This window comes from Paraburkholderia sp. RCC_158, from assembly GCF_041355255.1.
In the GTDB taxonomy this organism is placed as follows: Bacteria; Pseudomonadota; Gammaproteobacteria; order Burkholderiales; family Burkholderiaceae; genus Paraburkholderia; species Paraburkholderia graminis.
Map to the genome: position 1 here is coordinate 283,471 of NZ_JBFUPM010000001.1, position 13,191 is coordinate 296,661.

Consider the following 13,191-nt stretch of genomic DNA (forward strand, 5'->3'; position numbering starts at 1 on the left):
AAGCCCCTTTGCTTTAGTCGCCCACTCATCGCGTCGCGCGTTCTGCTGGAATAATCACGGGCTTGCGGCCGGAGTCGGGCCAGCTAACCCTTGGCCCGTTCTCGCCTTCAATGGAAACCGTCGTCGTCCTGCTGGTCCTGCTGTCGGCGCTGCTCCACGCGACGTGGAATGCGTTCCTGCATCTGTCGGAAGACCGCATCTGGCTGCTCGGCATGATGGCGATTCCTTACCTCGCCGTGAGCGCGGTCGGCGTGATCGTCCTGCCGATACCCGCGCCTGCCGCGTGGCCATATATCTTCGCGTCGGTCGTGCTCGAGTTCGGCTATCTGCTCGCGTTGATCCGCGCTTATCGAAGCGGCGACTTCGGCCAGATCTATCCGATTGCGCGCGGCCTGTCGCCGATGCTGGTGTTCGTCGGCGCGCTCGTGTTCGCTCATGAATCGCTGAAACCGCTCGCGGCGATCGGCGTCGCGCTCGTGTCGTGCGGCATCGTTTCGCTCGCGTTTCGGCGCGGCATGCGCTTCTCCGGGGAGAGCGTGCCGTTCGCGCTGCTGACGGGCTTTTTCATCTCCACGTATTCGGTTGTCGACGGAATCGGCGCGCGCGTCGCGGGCAATGGCCTCAGTTACATCATGTGGGTCTATCTGATCTGGAACGTGCCGCAGTTTCTGCTCGCGTGGCATTGGCGCGGCGGGGCGAAGGGGCTGTTCATCGGCCGCGCGGTGGTGTTCAAGGGCATCGCGTCGGGCGCGCTCGCGTTGTTCGCGTATTGCCTGATCATCGAGGCTTACCGTTATCTGCCGATCGCGATGGTCTCCGCGCTACGCGAATTGAGCTCGATCTTTGCGGTGCTGATCGGCTGGCTGTTCATGCGCGAGAAGCTGACCGCGCGGCGCATCGTGGCGTGCGCACTTGTTACGCTCGGGGCAGTGCTGATTCGCATCTGACGCAAATCCGCCGCGCTCGGTGAATCCGCTCGCCGGCCAAATTGGCTCCTACATTTTTATAGAAATGGCTCTGAAGCTCAGAGCCAAATCTCACTATAGTCGCTGCATGTGCCGCGCCTTGCCGCGCGGAGTCCGCCGACAGCGAGGAGCCACGTGATGAACCTGAAGAACGCAGAACTGAAGAGCCGCAAGGACGCAGCCACGCCGCGCGGCGTCGGCGTAATGTGCGATTTTTACGCGGCGCGGGCCGAAAACGCGGAACTCTGGGACGTGGAAGGCCGCCGCTTCATCGACTTCGCCGCCGGAATCGCCGTGTGCAACACGGGCCATCGTCATCCGAAAATCGTGGCCGCGATTCGCGACCAGCTCGATCATTTCACGCACACCGCGTATCAGATCGTGCCGTACGCGTCGTATGTCGAACTCGCTGAAAAGCTCAACGAGCGTGCGCCCGGCGATCATCCGAAGAAAACCGCTTTCTTCACGACCGGCGCCGAAGCCGTCGAAAACGCGATCAAGATCGCGCGCGCCGCGACCGGGCGTCCGGGCGTGATCGCCTTCACCGGCGGCTTTCACGGCCGCACGCTGATGGGCATGGCGCTGACCGGCAAGGTCGCGCCGTACAAGCTCGGCTTCGGGCCGTTCCCGTCGGACGTGTTCCATGCGCCGTTTCCGAATCCGTTGCATGGCGTGACCACCGCCGATTCGCTGAAGGCCATCGACTTTTTGTTCAAGGCCGACATCGATCCCAAGCGCGTGGCCGCGATCATCTTCGAACCGGTCCAGGGCGAAGGCGGCTTCTATCCCGCGCCGGCCGAGTTCGTGCGCGCGCTGCGCAAGCTGTGCAACGAGCACGGCATTCTGCTGATCGCCGATGAAGTGCAAACCGGCTTCGCGCGCACCGGCAAGCTGTTCGCGATGCATCACTACGACGTCGTGCCTGACCTGATGACGGTCGCCAAGAGCCTCGCGGGCGGCATGCCGCTGTCGGGCGTCATCGGCCGCGCCGACGTAATGGACGCCGCGGCGCCCGGCGGACTCGGCGGCACGTACGCGGGCAATCCGCTCGCGCTGGCGGCGGCGCATGCGGTGCTCGACATCATCGACGAAGAGAAGCTGTGCGAGCGCGCTGTCGTTCTCGGCGATCGCGTCAAGGCCAAGCTGATCGAACTGCAAAAAGATGCGCCGCAAATCGCCGATGTGCGTGGCCCTGGCGGCATGGTGGCCGTTGAGTTCTGCAAGCCGGGCAGCGTGGAGCCGGACGCGGACTTCACGAAGCGCGTGCAGGCGCGCGCGCTCGAACGCGGCCTGCTGCTGCTCGTGTGCGGCGTTTATTCAAACGTGGTGCGCTTCCTGTTTCCGTTGACGATTCAGGACGCCGTCTTCGACGAGGCGCTCGCCATTCTCCAGGACGTCATCAAGGACAGCGTTGCTGTCGCAGCCTGAGGAAAACGACCGATGACCACGCTGACTCTGAAAGACCCGTCCCTGCTGAGGACCGCCGCCTACATTGCGGGCGAATGGCAAGGCGCCGACGACGGCGCGACCTTCGACGTCGTGAATCCCGCGACCGGCGAAGTAATCGCGACGGTGCCGCGCATGGGTGCGGCGGAAACACGCCGCGCCATCGACTCGGCGAACGCCGCGTGGCCCGCATGGCGGGCAAGCACCGCGAAGCAACGCGCGGTGGTCCTGCGCAAATGGCACGACCTGATGCTGGAGAACGCCGACGACCTCGCGCTGATTCTCACCACCGAGCAAGGCAAGCCTCTTGCCGAGGCCAAGGGCGAGATCCAGTACGCCGCGTCGTTCCTCGAATGGTTCGCGGAAGAAGGCAAGCGCGTGAATGGCGACACGATTCCGACGCCCGCGAGCGACAAGCGCATTGTCGTGACGAAGGAACCGGTCGGCGTGTGCGCCGCCATCACGCCGTGGAATTTCCCGGCCGCGATGATTACGCGCAAGGTCGGCCCGGCGCTCGCGGCGGGCTGCCCGATCATCGTCAAACCGGCTGAAGCCACGCCGCTCTCGGCGCTCGCGCTCGCCGTGCTTGCGGAACGCGCGGGCGTGCCGCGCGGTGTGTTCAATGTGGTGACGGGCGAGCCGAAGGCGATCGGCGCAGAAATGACCGGCAATCCGGTCGTGCGCAAGCTGTCGTTCACGGGCTCGACGCCGGTCGGGCGTCTCTTGATGGCGCAGTGCGCGCCGACGGTGAAGAAGGTATCGCTGGAACTGGGCGGCAACGCGCCGTTCATCGTTTTCGACGACGCGGATCTCGACGCCGCCGTGGCCGGCGCGATTGCGTCGAAGTATCGCAACAGCGGCCAGACCTGCGTGTGCACGAACCGCTTCTACGTGCACGACAAGGTCTACGATGCCTTCGCCGACAAATTGCGCGCCGCCGTCGAACAACTGCAAGTGGGCCGCGGCACCGAGGCCGGCGTCACGCAAGGTCCGCTGATCAACGAAGCGGCTGTGCTCAAGGTCGAGTCGCATATCGAGGACGCGCTCGCCAAAGGCGCGCGCGTGCTCACGGGCGGCAAGCGTCATGCGCTCGGTCACGGCTTCTTCGAGCCGACCGTGCTCGCGGATGTCACGCCCGACATGAAAGTGGCGCGCGACGAAACCTTCGGGCCGCTCGCGCCGCTGTTCCGTTTTTCATCGGACGACGAAGTAATCCGGCTCGCGAACGATACCGAGTTCGGTCTTGCGTCGTACTTTTATAGCCGCGACATCGGGCGCGTATGGCGCGTCGCGGAAGCGCTCGAGTACGGCATGGTGGGGATCAACACCGGACTGATTTCGAACGAAGTGGCGCCGTTTGGCGGCGTCAAGCAGTCGGGTCTGGGGCGCGAAGGCTCGCACTATGGCATCGACGATTATGTGGTCGTGAAGTATATGTGTGTGGGTGGGGTTTGAAGGGGGGAACGGCAGGCTGAGGCGTGCCGTTTTTTACCTATCGCGCGACGAACCTCGCCGCGCCGCCGTCAATCAGTGGCCGACATAAACCGGCGCCGAATACGAGCTCGAAGTGACCTCAGCCCGGCTGCCCGCTTGCGACGATCCGTTGGTCGCCGGGCCATAGCCGCTCGTGTGAGCGGTGCCGTTCTGCGCGGCGACGCGCGCTTCGGCGGCCTGGATGTTCGCCGGGTAATCGTAGTCGTTCGACGTTGCCGGGTTGTAGCCGGCCTTCTCCAGTTGAACCAGTTCGGCGCGAACCTGAGCGCGCGTGACCGGCTGGTTCGACCGGGCAAAAGCAGCAAGCGGTGCGGAAATAAGAGCGGCGATAACAGCAGCTTCGATCAGCGATTTCATGATGACCTACCTCCAGAGATTGTTTTGTCAGGCGCTGAAGGCGTTGTGTCTTCAGCCGATGAACACAGTCTAGGAGGCCGGCGACCTAGGGTAAACCCCGAATCGGTGAATTCACTGTTGCTGCGCTTGTGATAATCCTTCAACACGCGCATTAATTAGCGCTTTGGGTGGCACCAAACCGCCGCTCGCCTGCCGGTCGCTCCTCGGGCTTGCACCGAATCGCGCACGATAAGTCCGCGAGAAGTGCGACGGCGACTCGAATCCGCAGGCGACGCAAATCGACGTGATCGACATGTCGGTCTGTTGCAAAAGCTCGCGCGCGCGGCCGAGCCGCAACTGCAGATAGAAGTGCGTCGGCGTGTCCTTCAGCGACGCGCAAAAGAGCCGCTCCAGTTGCCGGCGCGTCACGCCGATTTCCTGCGCGAGCCGGTCGGGCGTCAGCGGCTCTTCCATGTGCTGCTCCATCACGCCGATCACCTGGATCAGCTTGCGGTTGTGCACGCCGTAGCGCGCGGCAATCTCCATGCGCTGATGGTCGGAGCGCTGGCGGATGCGGCTCACCACGAACTGCTCCGACACGGCGGACGCGAGCGCCGCGCCGTGCTTGCGTCCGATCAGGTCGAGCATCATGTCGATCGACGCAGTGCCGCCCGCGCACGTGATGCGCCGCGCGCCGATCTCGAACAGTTCCTGACTGGCATCCAGCGACGGATAACGCTCGCGAAATGCCGAGAGCGCCTCCCAATGCACGGTCACGTTGTCCGCGCCGCCCAGCAGCCCGGCTTCGGCGAGCACGAAGCTGCCCGTGTCGATGCCGCCGAGCGTCGCGCCCGCGCGCTCCAGGCGCTTCAACCATTCGGCGAGTTCGCGCGTGTAGCAGGCGAGCGGCTCGAAGCCCGCCACGACGAAGAGCGTCGCCGTGCTGTCCGTGAGGTCCGTGCCACGCAGGTCGCCGATGGCCGCGTCCGCGTTGATCGAAATGCCGTTGCTCGCTGCAACCGGCGCGCCGTCCAGACTGAGAATGCGCCATCGGTACAACTCGCCGCGAAAGCGGTTCGCCACGCGCAAGGGCTCGACGGCGGACATGAAGCCGATCGCCGAATAGCCCGGCAGCAGCAAAAACGATATTTCTTCAGGCATGTCGCGGGAATCCGGTGAAAGGCGGCGTGAAAGTGACAAGCCGTCGAAAGCAGCGAAAAGCGCAAGTGAACGCGCGGTTTCCGGCGAGCGTAGCAAGCAGACTGCGAGCGGACAAGGCGCGCCAAAATTGGTCCATAGCCGATGCCGTGCCGCAATGCCGCCGGAAGCTCGCTGCAATGCCGACGCCCGCTCGCGCATGCTGGTTTTCCCTCGTTGTCGCGTGGAAGCAAGAACGGGTCGCTGATGGTCGCTTTGGCGGCAATATGGGGCATTAACGTTAGTGCCATTCCAACCGCATCGTCGATGGACTCACATAGCACCTCACGCATCACTTATCACTTGCCGGTGGGCCGCAGTTCGCATTCGCGCATCAAAGCGGCCCTTTCGAAAACGCGCTGTCAGACGTGCATAAGCGTCAATAGGGGAAGGTCATGAAGTCACGCATCACCACCTTGCTTGCCCAACTTGCCCGGCTTGCGTGCCTCGCGGCCGCGGGCGGCGCCGCCGTCGCCGCGCTGCCCGCGTTTGCGCAGGATCCGCCCGCGTGCCGCGCGGTGCGTTTCGCCGACATCGGCTGGACGGACATCACGTCGACCACCGCGCTCGCCTCCACGGTCTTCGAAGGGCTCGGTTATCAGCCGGTCACGACCGTTGCTTCTGTGCCGATTTCGTTTGCCGGTTTGAAGACGAAACAGCTCGACGTGTCGCTCGGCTACTGGTGGCCGGTGCAGGAGAAAGCGATTGCGCCGTTCGTCGACTCGAAGGCAATCGACGTGCTGCAGCCGCCCAACCTGACCGGCGCAAAAGCAACCTTCGCCGTGCCGGGCTATGCGTACGACGCGGGCCTCAAAACATTCGCCGACATCGCGAAACATCGCGATCAGCTCGACGGCAAGATCTACGGCATCGAGCCTGGCAGCAGCGCCAACGCGGCCATCCAGAAGATGATCGCCACCAACAAGTTCGGCCTCGGCGGCTTCAAGCTGATCGAATCGAGCGAAGCGGGCATGCTCGTTTCAGTGGAGCGCGCGATCCGCGACAAGAAATGGGTGGTGTTTCTCGGCTGGGAACCGCATCCGATGAACATTCAGATCGACATGAAGTACCTGTCCGGCAGCGACGGCGTGTTCGGCCCCAACGACGGCGAAGCGCGCGTTTATACGTTGACGTCGCCCGACTATCTGACGCGCTGCCCCAACGCGGGCAAGCTCGTAAGCAACCTGCGCTTTTCGACGCAGCTTGAAAACGTGGTGATGCAATCGGTGATGAACAAGCAAAAGCCCGCCGATGCCGCGAAAGCCTATCTGAAGAAAAACCCGCAAATACTCGACGCGTGGCTCGCCGGCGTGAAGACCTACGACGGCAAGGACGGTTTGCCTGCGGTGAAAGCCTATCTCGGGCTTTGATTTTCGAAGCGTCGCGCATTGAACATCTACAGGAACTTGCACGCATGAACCATGAAGTCATCGTGACCTGCGCGGTCACCGGCGCCGGCGACACCGTCGGCAAGCATCCCGCGATTCCGGTTACGCCGAAGCAGATCGCCGAGGCCGCCATCGAAGCCGCGAAAGCAGGCGCGACCGTCGCGCACTGCCACGTCCGCGATCCGAAGACCGGACGCGGCAGCCGCGATCCGCAGTTGTATCGCGAAGTGGTCGACCGAATCCGCTCGTCGGGCACGGACGTCATCATCAATCTGACGGCGGGCATGGGCGGCGATCTGGAAATCGGTCCCGGCGAAGATCCCATGCGCTTCGGCGCGAACACGGATCTGGTCGGCGGCCTGACGCGCCTCGCGCATGTCGAGGAGCTGTTGCCGGAAATCTGCACGCTCGATTGCGGCACGCTCAATTTCGGCGACGGCGACTATATCTATGTATCGACGCCCGCGCAATTGCGCGCCGGTGCAGCGCGCATTCAGGAACTGGGCGTAAAACCCGAACTGGAGATCTTCGACACGGGGCACTTGTGGTTCGCGAAGCAGTTGCTCAAGGAAGGGCTGCTCGACGCGCCGCCGCTCTTTCAGCTATGCCTCGGCATTCCCTGGGGGGCGCCCGCCGATACGACGACCATGAAAGCGATGGCCGACAACCTGCCGCCCGGCGCGCAATGGGCCGGCTTCGGCATCGGCCGCATGCAGATGCCGATGGTCGCGCAGGCGATGCTGCTCGGCGGCCACGTGCGCGTCGGCCTCGAAGACAACATCTGGCTCGATAAAGGTGTGCCCGCAACCAACGGCACGCTCGTGCAGCGCGCGGTGGAAATCATCGAGCGTCTTGGCGGACGCGCACTGACGCCCGCCGAAGGCCGGCGCAAGCTCGGCTTGCCCGCGCGCGGCGAACGGCAACTCGAACGGCGCGCAGCCGGCGAATACGCGTGATCGCGACAACCAGCAACGCATAGGCAAACAAGGAAACGTCAGCAATGGCAGTGATCGTCAACATCAAAACATTCGCCGCGATCGGCGCGGGCGTGATCGGCAGCGGCTGGGTGGCGCGCGCGCTCGCGCACGGGCTCGACGTGATCGCGTGGGATCCGGCGCCGGGCGCGGAAAAACAGTTGCGCGAGAACGTCGCGAATGCATGGCCCGCGCTCGAGCGCGTCGGCCTCGCGGAAGGCGCGTCGCCATCGCGGCTGCGCTTTGTCGATACGATCGAGGCGTGTGTCGCCGACGCCGACTTCATTCAGGAAAGCGCGCCCGAGCGCGAGGAATTGAAGCTCGCGTTGCACGAGCAGATTAGCCGCGCGGCGAAGCCCGACGCGATCATCGCGTCGTCGACGTCGGGGCTTTTGCCGAGCGATTTCTATGCACGCGCTGTGAACCCGGAGCGTTGCATCGTCGGGCATCCGTTCAATCCGGTTTATCTGCTGCCGCTCGTGGAAGTGCTCGGCGGCGAGCGCACGGCTTCTGAGACCATCGACGCCGCGCTGCGCATTTATCGCTCGCTGTCGATGCGCCCGCTGCGGGTTCGCAAGGAAGTGCCCGGCTTCATCGCCGACCGGCTGCTCGAAGCGCTGTGGCGCGAGGCGCTGCATCTGGTCAACGAGGGCGTCGCGACCACCGGCGAAATCGACGACGCGATCCGCTTCGGCGCGGGCATCCGCTGGTCTTTCATGGGGACGTTCCTGACCTACACGCTCGCGGGCGGCGACGCGGGCATGCGCCATTTCATGCAGCAATTCGGTCCCGCGCTGGAGCTTCCGTGGACTAAACTGATAGCGCCGAAGCTGACGGACGAACTGATCGACCGCGTTGTCGACGGCACCGCCGAACAGGTCGGCCCGCGCTCGATCAAGCAACTGGAGCGCTACCGCGACGACTGCATCACGAGCGTGCTCGCGGCGATTGGCGAGGCTAAGGCGCGGCATGGGTTGATGGCTGCGGATTGACGCCGGCGCGGCGCGCGACCCAATTCGCACGTCGCACGCCGCACACAAACCCAAGACCACGGAGACCCGCAGCATGCCGCAAACCGCTTCTTCCCTGCCCTGCTATCGCGACACGGTCCGCGCGGAATGGGTCGACTACAACGGCCATTTGCGCGACGCGTTCTACATGCTGATCTTCAGCTTTGCGACCGACGAGCTGATCGACCGGATCGGTTTGCCCGACGCCGTGCGCAAGGAACGCGGCCGCTCTATCTACACGCTCGAAGCGCACATCAACTATCTGCACGAGATCAAGGAAGGCACGCGCGTGCGTGTCGATATGCGCGTGCTCGCGCATGACACCAAGCGGCTGCATCTCTACCTCGAAATGTTTGCCGACGAAGGCGACACGCCGGTCGCCGCGGGTGAGCAAATGCTGCTGCACGTCGATACGAGCGGGCCGCGCTCCGTCGCATTCGACGCCGACGTCGCCGCGCGCGTAAAAGAACTGGCCGACGCGCAAGCCGCATTACCAGCCGCCGCCTACGCGGGCCGCATGATCGGCCTGCCCGCCGCCGCGCAACGCAGCCGGAGCCAACAGCATGCTTGAGCCGCAAATGGCGGCGTTCATCGCGCGAGCCGCCGCGCTGTATCCCGGAGGACATAACACGTCGGGCGCGTCCATCGCGCCGCCCGAGCAACGCGAAGCCTATGACCGTTACGCGGCCGCGCTCACTCCGCCATTGCCGCCGCAAGTCGTCACCGAAGATGCGCAATTCGAGGCCGCTGTGGGTCATCCGATTGCGTTGCGGCTCTATCGCAACCGTGCGAAAGCGGACGGCATGCCGCGCGGCGTCGTGCTGTACTTCCACGGCGGCGGCTTCGTGCTTGGATCGCTGGACAGCCATCAACTGATCACGGCGCGCCTTGCCGCGGACACGGGCCTCGACGTGATCGCCGTCGATTACCGGCTCGCGCCCGAACACCGCGCGCCGTCCGCGCACGACGACTGCCTGGAGATCACGCGCGCCGCCCTGCAACGCAGGCTGCCCTTTGATCTTCCCGCCGACGCCGCGTTGCAACTGGCCGGCGACAGTGCCGGCGGCACGCTCGCGGCCAGCGTGGCGATGCGTTTGCGCGACGAGGGCATCGACGGGATACGCGGTGTTGCGCTGATCTATCCGATGCTCGGCACCGACCCGCAGCCGCCCGCACGCGACACCGAAGCGCACGCACCCATGCTGACGCTCGCCGACGTCCACGCGTTTCGCGACATGTATTGGGGCGGAAGTTGGGGCCGCAGTTCGGGTGAAAGCGCGCCGTATCCCGAGTGGACGGTGCCGCTCGACGCCGCACGTTATGACAGCCTTCCGCCTACGCTCGCGATCGGCGCGGAGCACGATCCGCTCAGAGACGACGCCCGCGTATTCGCCGAACGCATTCAGGCGGCGGGCGGACAAGCGCGGCTATGGATCGGCGCCGGACTCGTGCATGGCTGCTGGCGCGCCATCGAATCGAGCCCTGGCGTGCAAGCCATGCATGACGAAGTGTGCCGCTTTCTGTGCGCGAACGCCGGAGCGGCTTGAGCGGCGTATTCGCATGGGCCTTATGGGCGATCAATAAAACCGCGCCAATGCGTCGTCATCCAGGCGCCGTTACGCGAGCCCTATCCGAATTGCACGGCTCTTGTCGCGCATGAATGGCCACATCGCGCATTTCCCCAACAGCATGGAATGTCTCGTCGTGCCGGCAGCCCTAGCGTGCCCGGTCGCTCCGCCACTGCGCGAACGTCAGCGGCCTGACGCCGCCTTGCGCCACTTCCGGCGACTCCACCTGGCTCCAGCAGTAGAACGCGTCGCCCCAACCGGGAATGGGCTGCGGCTTGAGCATTCTGAATTCGACATTCGACCGGAACGCAAGATGCGGCCAGAAAAGCGGCATGACCTCGCGCACGGCCATCTGCCTGAGCAGATCGGCCGGGCCGCTTTCGTCCGCGACGATTTCGCCTTGCGCAATCCAGTCGTGCTCGGCCCACGCGACGAACACGCTCGCCCTTCCCTCGCGATCGAACATCAGAATGGCATTCTGCTCGGGACGCCAGTAATACTCGACAATGCATTTGTCCTTCACGACCTGATCGATCACGGTGCGCGTGCGCGGATCGCAATATGTGATGCCGTTCTCGCCCAATGCGAGCCAGCCCGCCTCGGAGCAATGGCGGCTCTTCGCGTCCTTCAGAAAATGCACGAGCCGGTTCGCCGAATCCGCGTCGGTCTTGCGCAGATATAAATCGACAATGCCCGCATTGAATGCCTTGACGGCGACGGTTTCGTCGGCGACGCCCGTCAGCAGGATTTTTGCGCAATGCAGGTTGGATATCGACGACAGAAACTCGACGCCGCTTATACCCGGCATGTCGTAGTCCACCACGACCGCGGCTACCTCGGAGAAACGCGAATCGCGCGCCAGCACGTCGCGCTGCGGCGACGTTTCGACGAAGCGTTCAAAGCCCGTCTCGCTCAAACACGCGGAAGCCGGCGCGAACTCGAGCGAGTTTTCGCGCGCGTGCTGACGGATAAAAGCCAGCGCCGTTTGCGGACGCGAGAAAAACAGATTGGTGGAAACATCCGGGAAGAAACGGCGCAGCGCGTCGAGGTAGTTGTCGTTGTCGTCGACGAAAACAACCGTGGTCGGATAGGAGACGGGTGGTCGAATAAACTTGTTCATATTTTCACGTGGTTCGTCAGCCCCGCCGCAGGCGGGATCGCCGTGACAGGCTCGCCGGTCGCCGCATGCGCTCACGTGGAACATGCCGGGCGCGCCGCCGCTGCGTACACGCCGGTCTTTCTATCGCTGTTGCCGGGCCGGTTCCCGTTGATCCATATAGTACAGGGAGTGCAGGGCTCCTGGCTGCAACAGTACAAAGTTCTGTGTGCTTGCTGCAGCGTATGCGGCCTGAATGAAACCAATGGGCAATGCAAAAAACGCGGCGCAGCCAGCGCATTTCGTCGCGGCCGCGTCATGCCGCAATGCGCGCAACTACGGTCGCGAGGCTACTTCGTCGAGATGATCGAGCAGAGCCGCGGGGTCGTCGTAGACGCGCAGTGCGCCGGCCCGTTCGAGTTCTTCCGTGCCGTAGCCGCCCGACAGCAGGCCCACGCCGAGCGCGCGGCAGCGGCGCGCCGCGAGCATGTCCCAGATGCTGTCGCCGACCACGACCGAATGTTCGATCTGCACGCCGAGACGTTCGGCGGCCGCGATGAAAAGATCGGGATCGGGCTTCGCGTATTTGACGTCGTCGCGCGTCACGACGACTGCTTTTGACGGATCGACGCCGAGCGCCTCCAGATTCACCGCCGCGGTTTCCATGCGGCCGCTGGTGGCGACGGCCCACGGCGTGCCCGCCTGCGTGAGCGCATCGAGCAGTTCGCGCGCGCCCGGCAGCGGACATACTTGCGCGCGCAACCTTTTATACGCCGCCGCGTGCGCATGACGAAGACGCTCGCCGCGTTCGGCGCTGATGTCGCCGTGCGTCTCACGCAGAAGCTGATTGGTGAAGAGGCCGCCGCTCATGCCGATCTTTCGATGAATCCGCCACACCGACAGCGAAATGCCCTCGCTGTCGAGCGCTTCTTTCCAGGCCAGCACGTGTTGATAGACGCTATCGACGAGCGTGCCGTCGAGATCGAACAGAAATGAGGTCTGGATACGCATGGTGGGCTCCTTTCGATGGCTACCCGCCAATATGCCACGTCAAGCGCCGCGAGGCATCAACGCGTCTTGCCGCGACCGCCCTTGGCGCCCGTCGCCGCGCGCGGCGGCTCCTTGCTGGGCGGGGCGCCGCCGTTCAATTGCTCGATCCACGACAACGCGTCGACATACGAGAGAAACTGTTTCAGATAGCCCGGCGACAACTCGCGCATCAGCGACAGCGAGCGATGCACGAGGCTGCTCGAATTGAGCGGCCCGGCGTTGCCGGGCGCCGGTTGCAGCGACTGCCGCAACTGCTTGTCGGTGCGGACTTTGGCCCACGTCTGCCGGAAATAATCGAGTTCGGGGAGTTCGGGATAGGCGGCGTGGTTGCGCTCGCGGTGTTGCGACGCGCTTTGCAATTCGGCGATGAGCTGGACGAGCGGGCCTGCGCCTGTTGTCGATTCGGCTGTGCGGGCAGCGTTATCGGTTTTCATCGCGCCGCATGCGTCGCGCTCGGCCGCAGCTATTTGCCGCGCATACGCATCAAGCAACACGGCGAGCCTCTCGTCGAGCACGCGGCGAGTCTCGCCGCGCTGCGCGGCGGCACGCCGCTCCAACGCGTCGATGAAACGAAACCGCGGCGGATCGACACGATCGGCGCCGCGCTCGCGCCACGCGTCGAGCGTCGCGCGCGGCGTCTGTGTGTCGCCTGCGGCTTCAGTCATGG

13 protein-coding genes are annotated in these 13,191 nt (G+C 64.4%); 8 read left to right on the plus strand and 5 right to left on the minus strand.

Annotated features, from left to right (window positions below; all coding sequences use genetic code 11):
• Window positions 1-110 precede the first annotated feature (110 nt).
• The 3 genes from AB6809_RS01210 to gabD all read left to right on the plus strand — a co-directional run bounded on the left by AB6809_RS01210 (window position 111) and on the right by gabD (window position 3,866).
• On the plus strand, window positions 111-947 hold the full coding sequence (locus AB6809_RS01210) for an EamA family transporter (protein WP_371025956.1): 837 nt from the start codon (window positions 111-113) through the stop codon (window positions 945-947).
• 156 nt (window positions 948-1,103) lie between these two features.
• On the plus strand, window positions 1,104-2,393 hold the full coding sequence (locus AB6809_RS01215; protein WP_371025957.1) for a 4-aminobutyrate--2-oxoglutarate transaminase: 1,290 nt from the start codon (window positions 1,104-1,106) through the stop codon (window positions 2,391-2,393).
• 12 nt (window positions 2,394-2,405) lie between these two features.
• Window positions 2,406-3,866, plus strand: a complete 1,461-nt coding sequence (gene gabD, locus AB6809_RS01220) for an NADP-dependent succinate-semialdehyde dehydrogenase (RefSeq protein ID WP_029970099.1) — start codon at window positions 2,406-2,408, stop codon at window positions 3,864-3,866.
• A gap of 72 nt (window positions 3,867-3,938) precedes the next feature.
• Here the strand turns inward: gabD and AB6809_RS01225 are convergent, their stop codons facing one another.
• Together AB6809_RS01225 and AB6809_RS01230 are read right to left on the minus strand one after the other, a co-directional pair.
• Window positions 3,939-4,262 carry a DUF4148 domain-containing protein gene (locus AB6809_RS01225; RefSeq protein ID WP_371025958.1) on the minus strand — a complete coding sequence of 108 codons (324 nt, stop codon included), beginning with the start codon at window positions 4,260-4,262 and terminating at the stop codon, window positions 3,939-3,941.
• Window positions 4,263-4,373: 111 nt separating this feature from the next.
• Complete coding sequence (locus tag AB6809_RS01230) at window positions 4,374-5,402, minus strand: GlxA family transcriptional regulator (RefSeq protein WP_029970096.1); 1,029 nt, start codon at window positions 5,400-5,402, stop codon at window positions 4,374-4,376.
• Between the two features lie 431 nt (window positions 5,403-5,833).
• On the opposite strand from AB6809_RS01230, the gene AB6809_RS01235 reads away from it, so the two are divergent.
• From AB6809_RS01235 to AB6809_RS01255, 5 genes are all read left to right on the plus strand, one after another.
• The gene (locus tag AB6809_RS01235) at window positions 5,834-6,808 is read left to right on the plus strand and encodes a choline ABC transporter substrate-binding protein (protein ID WP_029970094.1); all 975 of its coding nucleotides are present in this window, start codon (window positions 5,834-5,836) and stop codon (window positions 6,806-6,808) included.
• A 44-nt stretch (window positions 6,809-6,852) separates the two neighbouring features.
• Complete coding sequence (locus tag AB6809_RS01240) at window positions 6,853-7,782, plus strand: 3-keto-5-aminohexanoate cleavage protein (RefSeq protein ID WP_029970092.1); 930 nt, start codon at window positions 6,853-6,855, stop codon at window positions 7,780-7,782.
• A 44-nt stretch (window positions 7,783-7,826) separates the two neighbouring features.
• Complete coding sequence (locus AB6809_RS01245; protein ID WP_029970091.1) at window positions 7,827-8,792, plus strand: L-carnitine dehydrogenase; 966 nt, start codon at window positions 7,827-7,829, stop codon at window positions 8,790-8,792.
• Between the two features lie 73 nt (window positions 8,793-8,865).
• Window positions 8,866-9,381 carry a thioesterase family protein gene (locus tag AB6809_RS01250; RefSeq protein WP_006049453.1) on the plus strand — a complete coding sequence of 172 codons (516 nt, stop codon included), beginning with the start codon at window positions 8,866-8,868 and terminating at the stop codon, window positions 9,379-9,381.
• Window positions 9,374-10,357: an alpha/beta hydrolase gene (locus tag AB6809_RS01255; protein WP_029970090.1), complete on the plus strand. Its 984-nt coding sequence runs from the start codon at window positions 9,374-9,376 to the stop codon at window positions 10,355-10,357. Before AB6809_RS01250 ends, AB6809_RS01255 begins: the two co-directional genes overlap by 8 nt.
• Before the next feature lie 169 nt (window positions 10,358-10,526).
• Here the strand turns inward: AB6809_RS01255 and AB6809_RS01260 are convergent, their stop codons facing one another.
• The 3 genes from AB6809_RS01260 to AB6809_RS01270 form a co-directional block, all read right to left on the minus strand.
• Complete coding sequence (locus AB6809_RS01260; RefSeq protein ID WP_029970089.1) at window positions 10,527-11,498, minus strand: response regulator; 972 nt, start codon at window positions 11,496-11,498, stop codon at window positions 10,527-10,529.
• Between the two features lie 312 nt (window positions 11,499-11,810).
• Window positions 11,811-12,485 carry an HAD family hydrolase gene (locus tag AB6809_RS01265; RefSeq protein ID WP_029970088.1) on the minus strand — a complete coding sequence of 225 codons (675 nt, stop codon included), beginning with the start codon at window positions 12,483-12,485 and terminating at the stop codon, window positions 11,811-11,813.
• A 56-nt stretch (window positions 12,486-12,541) separates the two neighbouring features.
• Window positions 12,542-13,189, minus strand: a complete 648-nt coding sequence (locus AB6809_RS01270) for a DUF2894 domain-containing protein (protein WP_029970087.1) — start codon at window positions 13,187-13,189, stop codon at window positions 12,542-12,544.
• Window positions 13,190-13,191: the final 2 nt, after the last annotated feature.